The sequence below is a fragment of the Bacillus sp. NEAU-242-2 genome, from assembly GCF_027853835.1.
In the GTDB taxonomy this organism is placed as follows: Bacteria; Bacillota; Bacilli; order Bacillales; family Bacillaceae; genus Bacillus; species Bacillus velezensis.
Map to the genome: position 1 here is coordinate 833,539 of NZ_JAPNNY010000002.1, position 21,315 is coordinate 854,853.

Annotated in this window: 19 protein-coding genes; 8 read left to right on the plus strand and 11 right to left on the minus strand. The window is 39.8% G+C overall.

Annotation, left to right across the window (positions count from 1 at the left end; genetic code table 11):
• Positions 1-77 precede the first annotated feature (77 nt).
• Complete coding sequence (locus tag OWN49_RS09230) at positions 78-1,040, plus strand: iron-hydroxamate ABC transporter substrate-binding protein (protein WP_004393259.1); 963 nt, start codon at positions 78-80, stop codon at positions 1,038-1,040.
• A gap of 40 nt (positions 1,041-1,080) precedes the next feature.
• On the opposite strand, the gene OWN49_RS09235 is transcribed toward OWN49_RS09230, so the two are convergent.
• From OWN49_RS09235 to OWN49_RS09265, 7 genes are all read right to left on the minus strand, one after another.
• Positions 1,081-1,428, minus strand: a complete 348-nt coding sequence (locus OWN49_RS09235) for a YxeA family protein (protein WP_004393256.1) — start codon at positions 1,426-1,428, stop codon at positions 1,081-1,083.
• Between the two features lie 13 nt (positions 1,429-1,441).
• Positions 1,442-3,310 carry an ABC transporter permease YxdM gene (yxdM, locus tag OWN49_RS09240; RefSeq protein WP_176283611.1) on the minus strand — a complete coding sequence of 623 codons (1,869 nt, stop codon included), beginning with the start codon at positions 3,308-3,310 and terminating at the stop codon, positions 1,442-1,444.
• Positions 3,285-4,058, minus strand: coding sequence for an ABC transporter ATP-binding protein YxdL (gene yxdL, locus OWN49_RS09245; protein WP_004393250.1), 774 nt, complete (start codon positions 4,056-4,058; stop codon positions 3,285-3,287). Before yxdL ends, yxdM begins: the two co-directional genes overlap by 26 nt.
• A 144-nt stretch (positions 4,059-4,202) precedes the next feature.
• Positions 4,203-5,180, minus strand: coding sequence for a two-component system sensor histidine kinase YxdK (gene yxdK / locus OWN49_RS09250; protein ID WP_176283612.1), 978 nt, complete (start codon positions 5,178-5,180; stop codon positions 4,203-4,205).
• Positions 5,177-5,866, minus strand: a complete 690-nt coding sequence (gene yxdJ / locus OWN49_RS09255) for a two-component system response regulator YxdJ (protein ID WP_004393241.1) — start codon at positions 5,864-5,866, stop codon at positions 5,177-5,179. The genes yxdK and yxdJ overlap by 4 nt, the downstream gene beginning before the upstream one ends.
• A gap of 149 nt (positions 5,867-6,015) precedes the next feature.
• The gene (locus tag OWN49_RS09260; protein ID WP_101562577.1) at positions 6,016-7,455 is read right to left on the minus strand and encodes a sensor histidine kinase; all 1,440 of its coding nucleotides are present in this window, start codon (positions 7,453-7,455) and stop codon (positions 6,016-6,018) included.
• Positions 7,452-8,174, minus strand: coding sequence for a response regulator transcription factor (locus OWN49_RS09265; protein ID WP_077723063.1), 723 nt, complete (start codon positions 8,172-8,174; stop codon positions 7,452-7,454). The genes OWN49_RS09260 and OWN49_RS09265 overlap by 4 nt, the downstream gene beginning before the upstream one ends.
• Before the next feature lie 242 nt (positions 8,175-8,416).
• On the opposite strand from OWN49_RS09265, the gene OWN49_RS09270 reads away from it, so the two are divergent.
• The 5 genes from OWN49_RS09270 (at position 8,417) to OWN49_RS09290 (ending at position 12,063) form a co-directional block, all read left to right on the plus strand.
• On the plus strand, positions 8,417-9,328 hold the full coding sequence (locus tag OWN49_RS09270) for an ABC transporter ATP-binding protein (protein WP_058906455.1): 912 nt from the start codon (positions 8,417-8,419) through the stop codon (positions 9,326-9,328).
• Positions 9,325-10,083 (plus strand): ABC transporter permease, encoded by a 759-nt coding sequence (locus tag OWN49_RS09275; RefSeq protein WP_007614844.1) that lies wholly within the window; start codon positions 9,325-9,327, stop codon positions 10,081-10,083. Before OWN49_RS09270 ends, OWN49_RS09275 begins: the two co-directional genes overlap by 4 nt.
• Before the next feature lie 16 nt (positions 10,084-10,099).
• Positions 10,100-10,834, plus strand: a complete 735-nt coding sequence (locus OWN49_RS09280; protein ID WP_232213060.1) for an ABC transporter permease — start codon at positions 10,100-10,102, stop codon at positions 10,832-10,834.
• 285 nt (positions 10,835-11,119) lie between these two features.
• A complete protein-coding gene (locus OWN49_RS09285; protein ID WP_029325769.1) occupies positions 11,120-11,326 on the plus strand; it encodes a plantaricin C family lantibiotic in 207 nt (68 codons plus the stop codon).
• A gap of 95 nt (positions 11,327-11,421) precedes the next feature.
• Positions 11,422-12,063 (plus strand): response regulator transcription factor, encoded by a 642-nt coding sequence (locus OWN49_RS09290; RefSeq protein WP_007614849.1) that lies wholly within the window; start codon positions 11,422-11,424, stop codon positions 12,061-12,063.
• A gap of 48 nt (positions 12,064-12,111) precedes the next feature.
• On the opposite strand, the gene OWN49_RS09295 is transcribed toward OWN49_RS09290, so the two are convergent.
• Positions 12,112-12,696: a flavoprotein gene (locus tag OWN49_RS09295; RefSeq protein ID WP_077723065.1), complete on the minus strand. Its 585-nt coding sequence runs from the start codon at positions 12,694-12,696 to the stop codon at positions 12,112-12,114.
• A 210-nt stretch (positions 12,697-12,906) separates the two neighbouring features.
• Between OWN49_RS09295 and OWN49_RS09300 the strand changes: the two genes are divergently transcribed.
• Together OWN49_RS09300 and OWN49_RS09305 are read left to right on the plus strand one after the other, a co-directional pair.
• A complete protein-coding gene (locus tag OWN49_RS09300; protein ID WP_077723066.1) occupies positions 12,907-16,095 on the plus strand; it encodes a type 2 lanthipeptide synthetase LanM family protein in 3,189 nt (1,062 codons plus the stop codon).
• Positions 16,096-16,146: 51 nt separating this feature from the next.
• Positions 16,147-18,348, plus strand: coding sequence for a peptidase domain-containing ABC transporter (locus OWN49_RS09305; protein WP_077723067.1), 2,202 nt, complete (start codon positions 16,147-16,149; stop codon positions 18,346-18,348).
• Positions 18,349-18,626: 278 nt separating this feature from the next.
• Here OWN49_RS09305 and iolJ read toward each other — a convergent pair whose 3' ends face one another.
• From iolJ to OWN49_RS09320, 3 genes are all read right to left on the minus strand, one after another.
• Entirely contained in the window at positions 18,627-19,499 is an 873-nt protein-coding gene (gene iolJ / locus OWN49_RS09310) for a 6-phospho-5-dehydro-2-deoxy-D-gluconate aldolase (protein ID WP_176283613.1), read from the minus strand.
• Between the two features lie 2 nt (positions 19,500-19,501).
• A complete protein-coding gene (gene iolI, locus OWN49_RS09315; RefSeq protein ID WP_012118841.1) occupies positions 19,502-20,344 on the minus strand; it encodes a 2-keto-myo-inositol isomerase in 843 nt (280 codons plus the stop codon).
• Positions 20,345-20,431: 87 nt separating this feature from the next.
• Positions 20,432-21,301 carry a sugar phosphate isomerase/epimerase family protein gene (locus OWN49_RS09320; RefSeq protein ID WP_014306128.1) on the minus strand — a complete coding sequence of 290 codons (870 nt, stop codon included), beginning with the start codon at positions 21,299-21,301 and terminating at the stop codon, positions 20,432-20,434.
• Positions 21,302-21,315: the final 14 nt, after the last annotated feature.

Sequence of the window (21,315 nt, forward strand, 5' to 3'; positions counted from 1 at the left end):
TAAAAAACATAGACGGAATGACGTCTTCCTGCTATATTAATAATGATAATCATTATCACTGAAATAGGGGGATCATTATGAAGAAACAATCATGGCTGATCGGCCTGGCACTTCTGCTTGTTTTCGCATTAAGCGCTTGCAGCGGCGCGAAGGAAAACAACGGATCGGCATCAGGCAAAGGAAAGACAGACATGCGTACATATGAATCAACAAAAGGAAATATTGACATACCCGCACATCCGAAACGGATCGTCACTGACTTTTATGCAGGTGAGCTGCTGTCCGTTGACGCAAATGTCGTCGGGGCGGGCTCATGGGCTTTCAAAAATCCGTTTATCAAAAAACAGCTGAAAAACACCACGGACATCGGCAATCCCGTCAATGTGGAGAAAGTGATGCAGCTGAAGCCTGATTTAATCGTGCTGATGAAGGATGACCAATACGAGAAACTATCGAAAATCGCACCGACGATTGTCATTCCTTTTAACACCGCAAAGAATACGAAAGATACGGTCAGCCTATTCGGCGACATTGCCGGGGCGAAGGATAAAGCCAAAAGCTTTATGGCAGACTTCAACAAAAAGGCCGAAGCCGATCAAAAGCGCCTCAAAAACGTGATCGGCAAAGACGAGACAGTCGGCCTTTATGAAACGACGGATAAAGGCGAAATCTGGATTTTTAATGACAATTCCGGCCGCGGCGGCCAAGCCGTTTATAACGCGCTCGGATTGAAAGCGCCGGCCAAAATCGAAAAAGACATCATGAAAACGGGCGCCATGAAACAGGTTTCCCAAGAGGTCATCCCTCAATATGCGGCTGATTATATGTTCATTACCGATTACAATCCGAATGGAGAAAGCAAAACATTTGAGCGTCTGAAAGAGTCATCCGTTTGGAAAAATCTCGATGCCGTAAAGAACAACCGTGTCTTTATCAACGATTTCAACACCTTCTATCCGTATGACCCGATTGCCGTCAGCAAACAGATGGATATCATCACCGACATGCTGATCAAACGGGCTGAAGAAAATAAAAAATAAAAAAAGCGGCACAGTCATGACACTGTGCCGTTTTTCATGTTCACTTTAATTTTGACTGTACGGAGCCCGGCATATCTTCAAATCTGACTTCTTCCCAGGTCTCGACATACTTTCCTTTCGCCTTCACCTTCAAATACGCGTTCTTCCGAAGGTCTTTCCCGGCGAAAAAGGTCACTTCTTCTTTTTTCCCGGATGCGTTATATCCGTCTAATGTATACTCAGTACCGCCCGGGCTAAGATGTTTGCCATCTCGATCAATCTGTACATAAACATCTTGCTGGTGAATAAACGGATTAAATCTGTCTGTAACATCATTATGAAAAAAGAGAAGTCCGTATATGACGGCAGCGGCCGCCAAGACGGCCAGGATTGCCAATGCTTTTTTCATCTGTGCACTCCCCTTACTTGTTCATTTTTTTCAAATAGCTTGTCCGCACCGCGAGGAAGAACAGAAGCTGAAAGATGAAAAACCCTCCGATGGTCAGACTGAGCGGCCCCGCTACATCGGAATAGCCTTCCACCGCCAATGTTCTCAAAGCAAACAGCGTATGGATGACGGCAATGACGAAAGGAAAGAAAAAGAGAATCGCCAATTGTATCGTCACGCTTTGTGCCATTTCACGCTCGCTCAGACCGATTTTGGCCAATGAACGGTAGCGCTCCCGGTCCTCATCTAAATCGGTGAACAGCCTGAAATATAAGAAACTCGCTGCCGCGACAAAGAAAACGATCGCGATAAACAGGCCGATGAATAAACTCAGGCTCGGCAGCTGCACCGTATCATAGTACGTCCCGGCTTTTGCCATAAAATCAGAATGCACGTCGATATAGTTGCCGTAAATCTCATTTTTCAAGGATTGGCTGATCCCAAGACTGTCTTTCCAATGATCATAGCTGTAGCCGTATAATGACGCTTTCTCACCGAGTGATTTCAGCTGATCAAAGGTTTGATCGTTCACCGCGATGATGGCATTCAGTGAAATCAGCGGTTTTTTGACTTCTTTTACCGTCAGTTTTTGGTCAGACGGCTTGCCTTTTTGGTTCAGCAGCTTCAGCTGATCCGGCGCGTCGTTTTTGAAATTGCGGTCATACGTGCCCGGGAAATAGACAGCCTCATTATGTTTCAGCCCGTTCAGCTTGACATGGAAGTATGTTGACACATCCGATTCGCTGATCATGTAAACAGGCGGAACAGTACCTCCTTCCTGATAGCGGACATAGGAAACATTTATTTTGTCTTTCTTATACGTAAAGCCGTGTGTTTTCAGTTCATGATCAATATCTTTCAAATGAGTCTGTTCTTTCGGGTTATTGCTGAAAGATAAATACTCCATCTCATAGGCGGACTCTTCCGCCCCGACGGTCGATTTGTACATCGCGAGCACGCCCGTCGCCGTAAAGGCAACCGCGGAAATAATGCTGACGATAAAGAACAGGCGGGCGTTGTCTTTTAAACGATAAACAAGATCAGAAACCCAAATGACGTTTTTCCCGCGCAGATAAAAGGTTTTCCACTTCTTCAGCGCGCGCAGAATCCAGATGCTGCTTTGGCTGAAAAAGAAATACGTGCCGATGACGGTAAGCAGTAAAATGATGAATGGCTCGGTCCCGTGGACATTGCCTTTCAGAACCATGCCGTACCCGCCGCACAGGCAGGCGATGCCGAATAAGGACAGAAGCACGGACGGCTTCGGCTCCGGCTTGATCTTGTCAGTGCCCTTTATTAATTTGATCACTGTATTTGATCTGACAAAAAGGATCGTGAACTGCGATAAAAGGAAAAATAAGAGCAGAAATCCGCCGGCCGTAATGCCGAGCGCTTTCCAAGGCATGTACAGAGGCAGCGCGTCCATTTCTAAAATATAAGCGCCGACCGTAAAGAACGTTTTTGAAAAAATGAAGCCTCCGATAATCCCGGCTGCGATCGACATGACACCGATGATCATGTTTTCCGCCGTAATGAGCTTTCTCAGCTGCACCGGCGTAATACCCTGCATCAGCAGAATACCGAATTCTTTATTTCTCGATTTCAAAAATGCGTTAACCGAATACAGAACAAATAAGAAAGAAAAAACAAAGATCATCCATTCCGCGGCAGTTAAGCCTTTTTTGGCGATATTATTCAGGTAGCCTTCCTTTAATGCCGGATGAAACAGGAACATCGCAAAGGTAAAGAAAATCAAAACGGAAAAGGCGCTGCTCAAGAAGAATGCAAGATAGGCCCTTTTGTTTCTCGTGACGTTTTTATAAGCGAACTGAAGAAAGGTCATTTGCGTTTCCCCCCAGCATAGACAGCACATCAAGAATCTGCTCATAAAAGACTTGGCGGTTTTCTCCGCGGTAAATCTCATTAAACAGTTCGCCGTCTTTTATAAAGATGACGCGGCGGCAGTAGCTTGCCGCAACCGGATCGTGGGTCACCATCAAAGCCGTGACATGATCATCCTGATTCAGGCTCTGCATCGTTTCCATGACATCTTTTGACGCTTTGGAATCAAGGTTTCCCGTCGGTTCATCGGCCAGAATAAGTGACGGCTTATGAATGACCGCTCTTGCGATGGCGGCCCGCTGGCGCTGTCCGCCGGATACTTCAAACGTCCGTTTATTGAGCAGGTCTTCGATTCCGAGCTTTTTCGCGATGCCGTGCAGTTTTTCTTCCATGACAGACGGCGCTTCTTTTTCAAGCGTTAACGGCAGCATGATATTTTCACCGATTGTCAGCGTGTCCAGAAGGTTGAAATCCTGAAACACAAATCCGAGCTGCTTGCGGCGGAAATGAGCGAGCTTTGTCCGCTTCAGCCGGTGCGGGTTTTCTCCGTGAATCAGGATATCGCCTGAATCCGGCCGGTCGATCGTTGAAATGATATTCAAAAGCGTTGTTTTTCCGGAGCCGGACGGTCCCATCACCGCCGTGAACCCGCCTTCTTCTATTGAAAATGAAATTTGTTTTAAAGCTTGATAGGATACTTGTCCTTTATAGGTTTTATTTATATGTTTGACTTCAAGCATATTCGCCATGAGAATCCTCCTTATGGTTTTATTCTTGTTGATCTGGGCTGCTTTCATGTAGTGCCGGGGCATTCAGCATAAAAAATCCCCTTGACGTAAATCCATGTTATCAAGGGGAAACAGAATGAGCTATGTTGTTTTCTTAACGGAGCCTTACATTTTTGTAAGAAATGAAAATCGGACCGATGTCCCTTCACCGGGGGACGAACTGATGTCGACCGTATGATTGAGCTTGCCCGTAATTTCTTTGACGAGATGGAGACCGATTCCTGTAGACTCTTGGAAACGCCGTCCGTTTTCGCCGGTGAAATAAGGGTCAAACACCCGCTTGATGTCTTGCGGGGGAATGCCCACACCGTAATCTTTGACTTCAAGCACCGTCCTGTCTTCATCGCGGAAGACATTCAGCTCCAGTCTGTCACTCTTGCCTGCCGAATATTTGACCGCATTTGTAACCACTTGGCCGATCGCAAATTTGAGCCATTTGGCATCGGTGTAAATCTGATGATCATCGCGAATGTCCATTTTCGGATAAACGCGGTATTGAATAAAAAATCGTTTATAGCTTTGAATGACCGATTGGAGAAGCTCTGATAAGGACACCGCTTCGACTTTAAAATCCCGCTCAAACAGGTCGAGCCTTGATGAATAAAGGAGCGTCTCCAGCCCGAATTCAATCTGCCGGACCTCTTTTTTGATTTGTTCAAAGACGGGCTCATCCTCTTCCTGAATGATTAAATTAATGACCGACAGCGGCGTTTTTACTTGGTGCACCCATTGATTCATATACGTCACCCGCCCGTCGAGTTTGGCTTCGGTTTCATGGAGCTTCTGGTGCTGCAGCCGGGTCAGCTCCATCTGCTTTTCATACAGCTCTGAACAAAACACTGAAGAACCGAGATACGGGATGTCCGTCCCTTCCTGCTCCGAGCTGAGCCAATGATACACACCGCGGTCTTTGTACCAGCGATAGGCAAGATACCCCGCCAAAATAAGAAGCTGCACGCCCAATATGTAAAACAGGTGGGAAAAAGAATGGAGACCCGCAAACCAGTAATAAAAGAAGACAAACAGCCCTTGAAGGAGAAAAAGCAGAATCAGCACGGCATGAGACCGGAGAAACAGCTTCATGACAGCGCCCTCAGCTGGTAGCCTTCGCCCCGCACCGATTCAATGGAAACAGGCGCATTCAGCTCCCGCAGTTTTTTTCTGAGCCGCGTGATATACACGTTAAGCGTATTATCATCGACGAAAATGTCAGTGTCCCACGTTTTTTCCATGAGCCGGTCTCTTCCCGTCACCTTTTCTCCCCGCTCCAGCAGCACTTCCAAAAGCTTGCTTTCTTTTTTAGAAAGCTCGCTTTTTTCGTCCTGAAAGCGCAGTTCAAACCGTTCCACAAAGAGCTGCACACCGGCATATTCAACCACTTTCTCACCCTGCTTGGCGGCATACTCTCCGTATGCCCTGCGGATCTGGCTTTTGATTTTCGCCAGCACAATATCGTAGGAAAACGGTTTTTCGATATAATCATCTCCGCCGTTTTCAATTGCCATCACCTGATCCATTTCCCCGCTTCTGGCTGAGATGAAAATGATCGGGCTTGTAGAGTGCTGGCGGATCTGGCGGCACCAATAATAGCCGTCATAAGACGGCAGGTTGATATCAAGCAGCACCACATCAGGCTTTTCCCGCAAAAAGACATCAAGAACAGCCGTGAAATCCGCGGCGGCCACGGTTTGATATCCGTATTTTTCAAGGTAATTCTGCAATAGTCCGCGAATATCTTCACTATCTTCCACAATCATGATTTTATTCATGCAACCATCCTCCAAAAGGATACGGCTTTTCGGAGCCATCATTATTTGATGCCCCCATCATAATGCTTTCATCGCTTCTCTGCAACATGAGAAAGCGGGCCTTTATAAAAGACCCGCTTCACCCTTTCTCAACGTAAGATAGATTATTTCTAATTGACATTGTTATACTTAGATGGCGGCTTCGGAAAGGTAATTTTAAATCTTGTGCCAACTCCCGGCTGACTGTATATATCAATATTTCCACCATGCGCCTTGATAATTTGCTGAGCAATAGCCATTCCTAATCCAGTCCCGGAGTTATTTGACGAAGCGCTTATCCCTCTGAAATACCGATCAAATAAACATTCAACCGTCTCTTCGTCCATTCCTATCCCATCGTCTTCTATTGTAATTTGTATTTCGTTGTCATGTAACACGTCCTGATATAATATGACCTTTATTTTAGTGCCCGGAGGATTATGTTTAATACAATTAGCAATCAAGTTTTCAACTGCGCGCTTTAGGTACCTTTCATCCATATTAAAAAGTATCTTATTGTGACTGGATTCTAAAGCGAATCTCTTATTTTCTGACTCCGGTAGCAACTTCATTTTTTCTAAAGTGTCATGAATTACTTTCACTACGTTTTTTTCTTCAAGATGGATTGGAAGCGACTCATTTTTCAATTGAAAAGTTAAGTTGAAATCTTCAATCAGCTTTTCCATATATTCGACACGTTCTTCCATTATTAAGGAAAAATCACGCACTTGCTGATTTTCCCACTCATATTCATTTGAAGATAAAAGAACCGTATATCCCTTAATAACCGAAAGAGGGGTTTTTAAATCATGTGAGACACCGGCCATCCACTCTTCTCGTGTCTTTTCCAATAATTCTCTTTCAGCCTTATTCCTTTGAAGCGTTGAGGTAAGTTCAGACAGAGCCTGCATTAATTCTTGATAGGTCTTATATCCAGATTTATTATGTTTATATTTGCTTGAATGAAACTTCCGATCATAAGGTTCTTCATATTTTTCTTTAGACAAATTCTCAATCCAAGATACAATAAACAGCAGGGGAGCACCTAGTTTTTTTCCGTAAAATATTGCAATTACAATCCCTGCCATAATAATAGAAACAATCCACAAGTTATTCACCCAATAGAAAAAAGGGTTATTTTTTTCCATCGGCTTTCCCAATACCCACGTTAAATCATGGTTGTTTTTCGTTTCGTACCACGTAGATAATTGATAACCTTTTTTGGCAGGGTACATGTAATCTGATATTAACTCTCCAAGAATATAATGCTTAGGTATATTTTTAGGTTTATTAAAAGAAAAAACCTCATCTCCTTGTTCATCTAAAATTTGAATCCACATCCGGTTCTCTAATAAATCTTCTTTTGCTTTCGTGTTTATTGAAAATTGTTTATCTCCAACAACTGTTTGGGCAACAATTTTTTTCAAGGATAATTGTGGGGTTTCCATTTTATTTTGACCTAAGACGAGGCTGAAAAATATGATACTGCCCACCATGAGCAGACCCCAAATAAACATGAGTAAAAAAAGTCTCGATACGAAGTAAAATGCTATCCTATTTCTCAGCTTCACAATAACTCCTCATCTATAGGCTCTGCTTCAAATATATAGCCCTGTCCTCGAACTGTTTTTATCCATCTTGGTCTGCTCGGGTCTTCCTCTAATTTTTCACGTAATCGTCTTACATGTACCATTACAGTACTATCTCCGCCATAAAACTCCCCCCATACATCTTTATAAATTTGGTGTTTACTTAAAATTTGATTGGGATGTTCACAGAAATAAATCAGAAGTTTCATTTCCTGAGCAGGGCAATCGATTCTTGTCCCGTTAACAACAAGTCTTCCGGTATTGGGATCTATTTTAAAGTATTCATAATCGTATACCTGTTTTAGAGGGTAAGAAGAAGAGAGCTGAGTCGTTCTCTTTAATTGGGCTTTTACACGAGCTACGATTTCCAGTGGATTAAATGGTTTAGTAATATAGTCATCTCCCCCAAAACTAAACCCTTGCAATTTATCTAAATCTGTTGTTTTTGCTGTTAAGAAGAGTATCGGCACATTTGTATGGGAGCGTATTTTGCTGCATAAGGTGAAGCCATCAGTGTCCGGAAGCATGACATCTAATAAAATAATATTTGGAAGTTCCTGATCGATTTTCAGAAGGGTTTCGCTCCCTGTCATAGCTGTGGAAATATTGCTGAAACCTTCCTTTTCAAAGCAAGTTATTAATAAGTTTAAGATATGTTCGTCATCATCCACCATGAGGATTTTGTTCTCTTCTAAAGTCATAAGTTATCCTCCTTTTTATTTCTTATTTTATATGAGATCAAGGACATAAAGGTCAGAAAAGGAAAGAATTTAACTTTCGTTAAGGGTTCAGAATATTCTTTTAATATTTTAACCTTGATATTCAGGGATCAATATAACTACATACAGAAAATAAACAATGGATGTCGTTAAGTGAATGTTTAGGAAGAGTTTCGTTTGTGTTTAAAGAACATCGCTTATGATAAAAGTGAGGTGAGAGACAAATGAATGATCAAATAGTGGTAACACACGATCTAACTAAAAAGTATAAAAAGCATACTTCAGTTGATGGATTAAACTTAAGGATTAGGCGCGGCGAAATTTATGGTTTTCTTGGACCGAATGGTGCTGGTAAAACAACAACCATCCGAATGTTATTAGGTTTAATTAAACCAACAAAAGGAAACATCGAAATCTTTGGCCAAAACCTAAACAAGAATCGTTTGCAGATATTGCAAAGAATCGGGTCACTGGTAGAATCTCCAACTTATTATGGTAATTTAACCGGTTACGAAAACTTAGAAGCTGTTAGGAGGTTAAGAGGGCTTCCGGAACAACGGGTCAATGAAGTATTGGAAACTGTAAGGTTATCTAAAGTAGCAAATCGACTGACTAAGGAGTATTCCCTTGGAATGAAACAACGTTTGGGAATTGCAGTTGCCCTGTTAAGCAGTCCTGATTTATTAATTCTGGATGAACCGACAAACGGTTTAGATCCATCCGGTATCCAAGAAATAAGAGAGTTAATTAAAGAATTGCCTAAATCGGGAATGAGTGTCGTTGTATCCAGCCACCTGTTGAGTGAAATAGATCAAATGGCTACTCAAGTGGGGATTATAAACAATGGGAGGATGATTTTCCAGGACTCAATTGCAAGTTTACATCAAAAACGAAAACCACTATTAAAAGTCGGTGTTAGTGACGTAATCGAAGCAAAAACAATACTAAACAGGAAAGGATTAAAGGTTGATTTACAAAAAAATTATTTGTGGCTGTCTCAAACAGAACCGGAATTTGTTTCAGAAATCAATTCCATACTTCTTCATTCAGGGCTGTCTGTATTTCGACTTGAAGAAAAGACACGATCGCTTGAGGATATTTTTTTAGAATTAACTGGTACAGAGGGAAGTCTATGAAAAAGTTATTATGGGCAGATCAATTAAAACTGAAACGTTCGTCGTTATTGATTGTAGTCTTATTGGTTCCCTTACTCATTATAGCATACGAGTTGGTGAATCTTACTTATCGATCTGAATACGTGGAAAAACAAGCTGAAATGTTCCATGCTGGGTCAATGTGGATGTATTTACTGTATGATAACAGTTTGTTATTTGGTCTAGGTTTTCCATTAGCCGCCACACTTTCTGCGTCAATAATAGCAAATATAGAGCATCAAGCAAACGGATGGAAGCAAACCCTTTCTTTTCCCGTATCTAGAATGCGAATTTATGTAAGTAAATTTATTTGCTTAGTAGTCAGTTTATTTATTTCGTCAACAATCTTCTTGCTCGGCATGGTACTGCTGGGCAAACTGGTAGGATTCGAAGGCAGTGTACCTTGGGGACTTTTGTTTGGAGATAGTTACAGCATGTTAGTTACAGTACTGCCTATAATGGCATTCCAGATATGGTTATCTATGGTGTTTAGCAACCAAGCATTCTCAATTCTTGTAGGATCAGTATCATCTATAATGGGTTTGTTTTTGGCTGCTGCTCAATCAACGAGATGGTTTCCGCTGGCTTATCCTAGTCAATCTTCGACAGTCATTCTGCAGTATGAAGGTATAGGATATAACCCAGATCTTTCATCTTACCTTTGCATTAGCCTTTTCTTAGGGATAATTATATTATTTCTAGGCTCTATTCATTTTGCTAAACGGGATGCTTTGTAAAAAGGAGGCGAAATACTTGAAAAACATTTTATTTGTAGAACGTTTAAAGCTTAGGCGATCAAAGTTATGGATCATCTATTTACTAGGGCCTTTGTTAGGTGTATCCCTGGCATACACTAACTTTATTAAAAACTATAACCTTTTTATGAATCCTGGAGACAATCCCTGGGTAGAGGCTTGGACACAAGTGGCCTTATTTATGGGCCCTTTTGTATTGCCTATCGTAGTGGGAATTTTCGCCGCCCTTGTTTGCAGGGGGGAACATGTAGGAGGCGGTTGGAAACAGCTTCTAGCCTTACCAGTTAAACACTCAGATATCTTTCTGGGAAAGTTTCTAACAGTGGTCCGCATGATATTCATTAGTATGTTCATTTTAATCCTCTTATTTATTGGATTCGGTTATATGTTAGGCATAAGCGGGAGTTTTCCTTTACTTACAATTCTAGGATATGGAATTAGAGGGATCTTAGCTTGTTTACCATTAATTTTATTGCAGCTTATTGTTTCAATCAGGTCTAAAACATTTGGCATACCACTCGCTGTTAGCATTGTTTTTACATTACCGGCCATTATTATTGCCAGTACACCATTAGGTCAAGTATATCCATGGACACAGCCTATGTTAGCAATGTCACCCGCAGATGAATCACCGATTCAATCAAATTTCCTGTTTTACTCAATTATGGTAATAACCTGCCTCGTTCTCTTGGTTTACGGAATAAGAAGTTTTACTAAACGAGACCTTACGTAGGGTATATACGGTCTAAACTTATGAGAATTCGAGACAAGGTAAACTAATTTGACTAGCGCTATGTAAAACAGAAATTTATATGAAGGTAAGACTAAATCTTTTTGGTTGTATTCTTTGAAACTAAACGACTAATGGAAAAGGTGATGTTTCAAGGCATAAGACATAAGAAATATAAAGATATCTTAAGACTCTTTATTTAAACATTTTTTACATTTAATAATATCTCTTCCATTTTTTTGATTATGAGTTAATATAATACTATACTTAATAAGGGGGGTGAATACAATGAGTCAAGAAGCTATCATTCGTTCATGGAAAGATCCTTTTTCCCGTGAAAATTCTACACAAAATCCAGCTGGTAACCCATTCAGTGAGCTGAAAGAAGCACAAATGGATAAGTTAGTAGGTGCGGGAGACATGGAAGCAGCATGTACTTTTACATTGCCTGGTGGCGGCGGTGTTTGTACTCTAACTTCTGAATGTATTTGCTAATTTGATTTATATAGGCTGTTTCCCTTCAGAAGGAACAGCCTATATTTTATTATATAAAATATTAGAAAATTCTTAAAAAACAGGAGGGTAAATCGTTGGGGAAAACTCTCGTTTGTTCAGAAAATAGCTATTTCCAAGCATATATGAATCATTTATTAACGCCAGATAGTAATGAAATAATAAATGTTAACACATTGGATGAATTAAAACAAATAATATCCAAGGAAAATTTTTCCTCTGTAATCATCGATACTTGCCACCCTAATGATTTAGTGTTGCAACTGATAAAATCGATATCTTGCCCAGTCATAATACTTAACTCCTTAGAAACTAACGTTTCAGATTATAACCCTGGTCCAATATTAAATCAAATAAATAATGTTTCAACCCTAAAACATAATGTTTTTCAATTGTCTTTTACAACTTTTTTCGACGTTGGAAAGCATTGTATTTGGAAAAAGAATGAATATATCCCTCTGGCAATACAAGAATTTAAAATTTTATATTTGCTTTATTTAAATTCAAATAAAATAGTCTGTTCTGAAGAACTTATTGAATACGCTGACCTTACTGGTAGGTCAAGTCTCTATGTACACATTAGTTCTCTTAGAGAAAAAGTAGAGGATAATCCTGGAGATCCAAAGATTCTTCAAACAAAGTTTGGAAAAGGGTACCTCCTATCTGACAGTACATATATTTGTCTTGAAAAAAAAGCAGACTCAAAAAATGTTGTGTAAAAAGGATGACCCAAAAATCATTTTAAAATGACTTTTGAGTCATCCCATTTATGTTAGTGAGGGGTGTTTTGTTCTTTCTCTAAACCCTTTTTCTATTGCTAATAAAGCTTTGTCGGGTGTAATTAGACCACGATTAGGTTTTCTTGTACCCGTCGCGATCTCAAACGCCATAATTTCAACTGGGTCAATAACAATATGCCCATCTTTTCTTAATTGTTCAATATTCCTGGAAACAACTGTTTTATTCCACATTAAATCGTTCATATTAGGGAAGAAAATAGTGTTATGTGGATGAGCTAATACAGTAGTTGCAACTAAATTCATTGCTACACCATTAGCAGTTTGTCCTAAGATGTTCGCTGTAGCTGGAATAATGCAATATATGTCCGCCCAGCGGCCAATTTCTACGTGGCTATGTCTTTTTCCGTTTTCCCCATGTTCTGAGTATACATGGTCACAAAAATAAGAAACAGTAGGAGCTGGAATAAGGTCTTCCGCTGTTTTTGTCATAACAACCCTTGTTTCCTTAAAGAAACTTTTAAAATATAAGAGATACGAGGAGATGCCGACAGATGAGATTGATCCGCAAATCCCGATCAATAACTTTTTATCTTTTAATATTGAAATACTCATTTTTTCTCCTCCTGTAAATTTTAGACTATCATACTACACAATTATTCTTTTTGTGGTGTTTATTTCAAATATTAAATATTCTTAATAAACACATATAAAATAAACCTAAACTTCTTTTGAAATTCTTTTAACTTTTAAATAACCCTGCTATATTTATGGATAATTAAGGAATCTTAATTGTTCAAATTTATTAAAAATGAGGTGTTCAATATGCATACAAAATTAAAATGGAATTCGGTATGGAATAGATCTTCTTCGATAAGTGAAAGAAAAGTAAGGCGTCCACTTAATACTAATTGGGATGAACTAACAAACAGACGCTTCGAAAGATGGAAAAGCCTTGTTGAAAGTGATGAGGGGATTCGAATTGAGAATGTATTAGCCACCCAAAATATTGATGAAGAAACTCTAAAGCATACTATCAATGCAAAAGAAGTGGAATTTATTAATGAAAGTGATCATCTAGGATGGCTAGAAATTATTCAGCTAGTTGATGAACAATCCTATAAAGATGTAAATATAGAAGTTAGAAAAGATATTCTCTTCTTTAGTTTTATAAAACCATTTTTGAAAATAGCAAGAGGAAAATTAGAGGAAGTATTATATTCTCACTCTAATAAATCTCTGATAAAGGAAGAACTTAGTCCGTCTGTAATTGATGATTCACTTAATATTCTTGGTGAAACTTTGTCAGCTATAAGTAGTCGGATATTAATATTGGAGTTAAATGTAGCAAGGGTAGCAGGAAAGCTCCGAGGTGAAACTTCTGAAGAACGAGCCTCTTATTTCAATAAAGTCCTTTTAAATGACCCGGCATATGTTCGATCAATTCGAGAAGAATACATAGTTTTAACAAGACTGTTAGCAACAAAAACAATGTATTGGATTCAAAATACTTCTGAACTCCTTATAAGATTTCATCAGGATAAAGGGCTATTAGAATCTGAGTTTACTAATGGTCAAAAATTAGGAAAAGTTATATCCATCGATACAGGAAGTAGCGTCTCAGATACTCATAACAAAGGAAAAACAGTCGCCATTTTAAACTTTGAGACTGGAATTAAAATTGTGTATAAACCTCGTTCCTTAGAAATAGACGTAAAATTCAATAAGTTTGTAAATTATCTAAATGGTAAAAATTTAAGTTTTGACTTAAAAACTGTGCACACACTTAACAAAAAATCTTATGGATGGACCCAGTTTATCTCTTATAAAGAATGTCAGGAAGAACTGCAAATTGGAAAATTTTATTGGCGTATTGGAAGTTATTTAGCTATCTTATATGCAATGAATGCGGTAGATTTTCATATGCAAAATTTAATTGCTGAGGGAGAATATCCTATTTTAGTTGATTTAGAATCTTTATTTCATAATAATTCCACGTATACAGATACCAGTGCTTTTAGTCGCGCACAAGAACATATTGAACGTTCAGTTTTGCGGATTGGGTTATTACCGAGAAAAATAAATAGTAAAGCTGGATTTGAAGGAATTGACCTTAGTGCATTAGGTGCACAAGAAGGACAAGTATCTCCGCATAAAACCAGTACAATAGTTGATCGAGATAAAGATACGGTCAGGATAGAAGAAAAAAACTTTCCAATTCCAGTTAGTCAACATAGACCTATGCTGCATGGGCAAATCATTAATAGTGTTGCTTACGAAGGAGATATTATAAAAGGATTTGAAGAAACCTACTTCCTTTTCATGAAATATAAACAAGACATGCTCGAACAAATAGATTCTTTTAAAGGAGTTACTGTAAGACAAATATTGCGTGGTACATCTCGCTATGCAAACCTTCTGAAAATAAGTTTACATCCAGATTTCATGAGAGACGGCTTAGATCGTGAAATGATTTTAGATAAATTGTGGTTAGATACCAAATTGAATCCACGATTGAACCAAGTTGTAAATAGTGAAAAGGACGACTTATTTCTTGGGGATATCCCATATTTCACAAGCAAGCCTGAATCTACAAATATGTGGGATTCCAACGGTCGAAAAATCAACAATTTTTTTAAAACAAGTGCCTTAAATGAGACAAAGGAAAAAATAAATGAAATGAATGAAAGTGACTGTCATGAACAAGTAAGCTTTATAAAAACAGCTATTTTAGTAATTAAGGATTCTTATCGTAAACATAAAGTATTTGATATAAATCCTCGATTACACGTATTTAACCCAAAAGATTTTTTTCAAGAAGCTATTAAAATTGGAGACTTTCTTGCTAGTAGGGCGATTGAAGGTGAACAGTTAGATGGACAAGAGGATGTATCTTGGATTGGATCGTTTGTTGACAATCAACGAGAGGATCAATTCAAGATTTCAGCTGCAAATAGTTCATTATACGAGGGTGTAGGAGGTATTTCTCTCTTCCTTGCTTATTTAGGTCGCCTCTCTAACGATGAAAAATACACCAAACTATCTAAAAAAGCTTTAGTGGCAGTACACAAAAATATGTCTGCATCTAGTGATTTGGGTGCCTTTGGGGGGATTGCTTCTTACCTTTATTTGTTGGATCATTTATCAAAATTATGGAATGATGAACAACTATTGAAAAACGAACTTCATTCTGCCCTCAACAAATTAGATTCTTTGATCGAAAGGGATGAAAACAACGATATTTTAACAGGGGTGGCTGGAACAGCAGTTATTTTAATAAATTTGTTTAAACGGTATAAAGAAGAACAAATCTTAAACTTGATTACAAAATGCGGAAATCGTCTTATTCAAAATATTAACGTTATGGAAAAGGGAGTTGGATGGAAAGTCCCGGCAAACCCAACGCCAGCCTCCGGGTTTGCTCATGGTGCCTCAGGAATTATATGGGCTCTTTATGAAATTTACGCAATTACTGAGCAAAATGTATTTAAAGAGGTAGCTGAAAAAGCATTAGAATTTGAAAGAACTTTGTTTATTCCGGAAAAAAACAATTGGGCAGATATTAAACTTGAAAACGGACAGTTTCGAAATGATAATTTTGTTGCTTGGTGTAATGGCGCAGCAGGCATAGGATTAGGCAGAATATTGATCCTGCCACACAATCAAAATGAATTGATAAAGGATGAAGCACATGTCGCCATTAATACAACCCTAAAATATGGTTTTGAACATGATCATTCTTTATGCCATGGTGATTTAGGTAATCTGGACATCCTTATGTACGCAACGGAAAACTTTAATAAAAAGTTAAGCGTAAATGTAACAGAACTAAGCCATAAAATTTTAAATGATATAAAGCTCAGAGGATGGTTAACTGGATTTGAAAAAAATAACGAATCCCCATCCTTAATGATGGGGTATGCAGGTATAGGACTTGGATTGCTTAAGATTTTTGCACCGACTGAAGTGCCATCAGTTTTGAGACTCCAATCACCTTTAGAACTAAAATTGTAAAATTAAAATGAGCCTTACTTTGTTAAGGCTCTATTTCTTAGGAGTGATCCAATGAGAAGAAGAGTTCCTCTAGTAAGGCAAATGGGACAATATGAGTGCGGGCCCGCCTGCCTCACCATGATTTTAAGTTACTATGGGAGTACTATATCTCTAAATAAAATAAGTGAACAATGTGATGCCCAAAGAAATGGCGTATCTGTATCCATTTTAAAATCAGTATCAGAATACTATGGGCTTAACTGCAAAGTATACCAAGTTTCATTTAAAGATTTGAAAAAATATATCCATTCATATCTTCCCTGCATCATATTTTGGGATGAACGGCACTTTGTGGTTTTAGAACAGATTAAAAAAGGTCTTTTTCATATAATTGACCCCAACAGAGGAAAGTTGAGATTATCCGAAGAAGAATTTAAAAGACATTATAGCAAGGTAATCTTGACTTTTACGAAGTCAGATAGATTTAAAGAGATGATGCCATCACCCGCAGCAAAGTATTATTTACGTTATATAGTTAAAAGCCGTACTATTGTTTCACTTATCATTCTCTTTTCACTGATCACACAAGTAGTCTTCTTAGCCGTTCCTTTTTTAATTAAATATTTAGTGGATCATTCTTTAATAAGTAAATCAACAAATTCTTTTCTATTTTTAGGAATTGTAGTCATCATAGCAGTTTTTATATTGGGACTTGTTATGTTTCTCCGCAATTATTTCACAATTAAACTTCAAGCTATTATAAGTAAAAGCATTTCAAACGATTTTGTGGAACATTTATTAAAATTACCTCTTAATTTTTATGAAAATCGAACAACCGGTGATATTGCAATGAGAGTAAGTAACATTTCCATGATAAGGGAGATTATGGCTAAGAATGGAGTAACAGTAGTACTAGATATTATTACTTTGATTTCATTTTTTATTGCTATGTTAACTCAATCATTTAAGCTTGCATTTTTTGCTATTGGATTGGCAATTATTCAATTCTTACTAATGATGATTTTGATTCCAAGAATAAAAAATTTAATCCATAATGACTTATCAATTCAAACAACTACACAAAGTTTTTTGGTGGAAGCTCTAAGAGCTATCACTTTTATTAAATCAAATGGTTTAGATCATTCTATCCTAACAAAGTGGTCAAATTACTATGATAAACAAATCGAAGCATTTTCACAGCGATACCACTTAGACGCTATAATGGATAGCATAAGTATAAGCATCCGATATTGTGCACCCCTTCTCTTATTATGGTTTGGATCAAAAGAAGTTATCACCGGAAATTTAACACTCGGAGGCTTATTAGGGTTTAGCAGTTTAGGAACATCTTTCTTGTTGCCGATTGCTTCTTTAATAACAAGCATGCAACAATTTCAATTGGTCGGTGACACTTTTGAACGAATGCAAGATGTTATGGAAACTGAGCCCGAACAACTCAACCAAACTTCAATAATTGAAACTGAACTATCAAAACAGGACATAAAACTTGAAAATGTCACATTTACGCACCAGAGCTTACATATTCTTAAAGAAGTTTCATTAAACATTAAGTCAGGTACTAAATTAGCTCTGGTAGGCCGTACAGGTAGTGGAAAGACAACTTTATCAAGAATTATACTGGGGTTATACAAACCCACTAAGGGAAAAGTATTATATGGTGAAGAAGACTTGAAGAATTTAAACCTTTACGAGCTCCGAAAACAAATGGGGGTCGTATTACAAGAAAGCTTTCTTTTCAATGATACTATTGCAAACAATATAGCTGGATTTAAAAGCTTATCTCAAGATAAAATTGAACAAGCAGCAAAGAGAGTGCAGTTACACGAAGATATAATAAGAATGCCAATGGGATATAACACAATTATCGGGGAAAATGGCAGTATGTTGTCAGGAGGGCAGCGTCAGCGCATAGCAATAGCAAGAGCTATCGTCGATAACCCTTCTGTAGTCATTTTAGATGAAATAACAAGTAACTTGGATACATTAACAGAGCATAAAATTGACGAATACTTTGCAAAATCAAATATTACCCGTATTGTAATAACTCATCGTCTTTTAAGCAGCCAAGACTCTGATTTAATAGTGGTATTAGATCAAGGAAAAATAGTCGAAAAAGGAAAACATCAAGAGTTATTAGAGAAAAGGGGATATTATTATGACTTATGGATAAAACAAGTAGGGGATAGACAGAAAGCTACGCTGGAAAAGCCCCTTTTCCTCAATGAACCCACTGGAAAAACTTTGGGCCGCTGACTTTATTTTATTTCAATAACGCGTGCTATACCCTTTATCTCCATGTTCGCAGACTACAATTTGAAAGACTGAAACAAAACAAGCCAGAGCAATCCCCCATTTAGAAAAAATCTTGCCGCTGTCGAACATAACCATGTGTTTATCAATGACTTTGACACCATCTACCTTTACCAATCGCTCTCAGTCAGCAACAGGTTGATTTGATTGTGATACTTTGGTGAAACGCAAGAACGAAATAACAAGACGAAAGCACTCACGATGCTGTGAGTGCTTTTTCTTCAGCCGACCTGCTGCTTAGCTGCTTTACCGGCTGATCCGAACTCTCTCATTTTGCTTCGCACCGTCTCTTCCACGGCTTCAATGCCGGGTGTCATGTAGCCGCGCGGTTCGTACAGATCGCCGTTTTCCTGAAACATGCGTCGTGTTTCGTCTGTCCAGGCTACCATACATTCCGTGTTGATATTGATTTTCGCGTGGCCGAGCGTAATGGCTTTTTTGATCTGATCCTGCGGAATCCCGGATGCTCCGTGGAGAACGAGGGGAATATCAGTCATGCGGGAGATAGCCGCCATTTCTTTAAATCCGAGATTGGGCTCGCCCTGATATTTGCCGTGGACGGAGCCGAGGGCGGCGGCCAGAGCGTCGATATTGGTTTCTTTCACGATCCGTTTACATTCGGCGATATCGGCATAGCGGACCCCGCCGACCAGCCCGTCTTCCATGCCGCCGACCGTGCCGACTTCTGCTTCTACTGAGACGCCGTGCTTTGCGGCATAATCGGCGACTTCTTTTGTCATCGCGATGTTCTCATCAATCGGATGATGGGAGCCGTCAATCATCACTGAGCTGAATCCGGCGTCAATGGCCTGTCTGCAGCGTTCCGCACTGCTTCCGTGATCAAGATGGAGCACGACGGGAACGGTAATCGCCATTTCTTCCATTAACGCGCCGACCATGGCGGCAATTGTTTTAAACCCGCCTAAATAGTCGACCAGACGATCGGAAGCCGCGGCGATGACCGGCGATTGCTCTTTTTGCGCCGCTTGCAGAATCGCCTTCGTCCATTGGAGGCCGTTGATATTAAACTGGCCGACTGCATAATGCTCCCGTTTCGCTTCTGCAAGAAGATGTTTCATGGTGACAAAAGCCATGTTCACGCCTCCTTCATGAAGTATTTTGATACGACGGCTTCCGTTGTTTCCTTTGCCGTTTTGATCGTTTCCTCCGCAGTCAGCTTATAATATTCAGGTCTGAACAGCTCTACGGAGACAACATCATTGAATCCGATTTCTTTTAACGCTGACAGATGGGCGTCTAAGTCAATCGCACCCTGCCCAGGCCAGACGCGGTCTTCATCCGTTAAAAAGCCGATCGGAAAGTCTTCTGTATCGTCGATATGATAGATGAAAATTTTCTTTCCGTCCGCCTGCTTCAAGCTCTCAATATTGGAGCCCATCGCGTGGAAATGGAAGCTGTCAAACACCAGTCCGACATTATCGCGGCCGACAGCGTTCACGATGTCATACGCCTGTTCAAATGTATTGACCGTGCATTGCGGGTGGCCGACAAATTCAAGGGCAATGTTTACGCCGTACGGCTCCGCGATGTCCGAAAGCTCAGTCAGCACCTCTGCGCTGCTCTTTTTGATTTCTTCTTTCAAGATTTTCCGCTCTGTCACAAGCGGCACGGCCACCACATATTTCACGCCGAGCGTCCTGCAGGTTTCCATCATGCTTTTGAATTCCGAAATGATCTCCCTATAGCCCTTCTCATCACGGTTGTTGAAGAAAACCAGTGCGTTCAGGGCAAGCGGTTTAATGTGATGGGTTCGAAAATATTCCGCCAGATCGGCCAGTGAATGGTCTTTTAAGTATTCCGGCAGCTTATCCATTGTGCGGATTTCAATATAATCATAGCCGTGCTTTTCGCACAGTTCTAAATCCTGTTTCAGGTTTGAATTCTCCAGCGTAGTCGCTTCATTAAAGCAAAGTTTCATGTCAGCCTCTCCCATCCGCATTTTCGATATGAAGGGAGTCCGGCTGGAGGGCATTTTTACTCCGATCCGCCGAACTCCATACTCAGCTTATGCCATACCCAGTTCTTCTTTTAATTTCTTAAGCATGATCCGGCTTGATTCATCCGCTCTTTCGCCGACCCAAGCAAACACGGCGTTCGTTGCAATTCCGTCGAATTTCATCTCTCTCATCTTTCTGAAAATCGTCTCAAAATCGACCTCGCCTTGCCCGATATCCAAATGCTGGTGCACCGTTACTTTCGCGTCAGGCGGATTGACGATGTAACGCAGGCCGTGCGCCGCTTTATGATTAAAAGTATCTGCAAATAAAACATGCGTGAGGCGGTCGCCGGCTTCATCAAACATGGTTTCGATATCGCCTTTGCCGTCATCATAGAAGAACGTATGCGCAGTCGAGTAGACAAGGTTGATCCAATCCTTATCGAGCGCGCGGATCATATCCATCGCACCTTTGTGCGTTTCGATAAAATCGTATGGATGGGCTTGAAGATTGAGTTTAACGCCTTCTTTTTCAAAGACGGGCAGCAGCTCATCCATGGATTTGATGAATTTTTCTTCACTTGTCAACGGATCATACTTTGAACCGCTGAATTCACTGTTCATCAAATCCACTTCAAGTTCAACCGCAATTTCGATCGCCCGTTTCCAGTTGCGCACGGCGGCCTGTCGGCGGTCTTCATCAGGGCCCGCCCAGTGGTAAAGCGGAAGAAGAGAGGACAGCTTCACACCTGTATCCTTTAAAAGGCGCTTCAATTGTTTGATTTTTGCTGAATCGACTTTCGGATATTTATAGAAAGGACAAAAATCCTCGCGCGGGGACAGTTCGATATATTCGTATCCGAGCTCCGCCGTTTTATAGACCATTTCCTCTAATGTTAAATCATCGCGGTACATGGATGGATCTAAGGCCAGTTTCATTTTTTCACTCCCGA

Bases quoted from the DNA above. Each gene is read 5' to 3' on its own strand.
- OWN49_RS09230 (WP_004393259.1), top strand. From the start codon at position 78: ATGAAGAAACAATCATGGCTGATCGGCCTGGCACTTCTGCTTGTTTTC.
- OWN49_RS09235 (WP_004393256.1), bottom strand. From the start codon at position 1,428: ATGAAAAAAGCATTGGCAATCCTGGCCGTCTTGGCGGCCGCTGCCGTC.
- yxdM (WP_176283611.1), bottom strand. From the start codon at position 3,310: ATGACCTTTCTTCAGTTCGCTTATAAAAACGTCACGAGAAACAAAAGG.
- yxdL (WP_004393250.1), bottom strand. From the start codon at position 4,058: ATGGCGAATATGCTTGAAGTCAAACATATAAATAAAACCTATAAAGGA.
- yxdK (WP_176283612.1), bottom strand. From the start codon at position 5,180: ATGAAGCTGTTTCTCCGGTCTCATGCCGTGCTGATTCTGCTTTTTCTC.
- yxdJ (WP_004393241.1), bottom strand. From the start codon at position 5,866: ATGAATAAAATCATGATTGTGGAAGATAGTGAAGATATTCGCGGACTA.
- OWN49_RS09265 (WP_077723063.1), bottom strand. From the start codon at position 8,174: ATGACTTTAGAAGAGAACAAAATCCTCATGGTGGATGATGACGAACAT.
- OWN49_RS09270 (WP_058906455.1), top strand. From the start codon at position 8,417: ATGAATGATCAAATAGTGGTAACACACGATCTAACTAAAAAGTATAAA.
- OWN49_RS09275 (WP_007614844.1), top strand. From the start codon at position 9,325: ATGAAAAAGTTATTATGGGCAGATCAATTAAAACTGAAACGTTCGTCG.
- OWN49_RS09285 (WP_029325769.1), top strand. From the start codon at position 11,120: ATGAGTCAAGAAGCTATCATTCGTTCATGGAAAGATCCTTTTTCCCGT.
- OWN49_RS09295 (WP_077723065.1), bottom strand. From the start codon at position 12,696: ATGAGTATTTCAATATTAAAAGATAAAAAGTTATTGATCGGGATTTGC.
- OWN49_RS09300 (WP_077723066.1), top strand. From the start codon at position 12,907: ATGCATACAAAATTAAAATGGAATTCGGTATGGAATAGATCTTCTTCG.
- OWN49_RS09305 (WP_077723067.1), top strand. From the start codon at position 16,147: ATGAGAAGAAGAGTTCCTCTAGTAAGGCAAATGGGACAATATGAGTGC.
- iolJ (WP_176283613.1), bottom strand. From the start codon at position 19,499: ATGGCTTTTGTCACCATGAAACATCTTCTTGCAGAAGCGAAACGGGAG.
- iolI (WP_012118841.1), bottom strand. From the start codon at position 20,344: ATGAAACTTTGCTTTAATGAAGCGACTACGCTGGAGAATTCAAACCTG.
- OWN49_RS09320 (WP_014306128.1), bottom strand. From the start codon at position 21,301: ATGAAACTGGCCTTAGATCCATCCATGTACCGCGATGATTTAACATTA.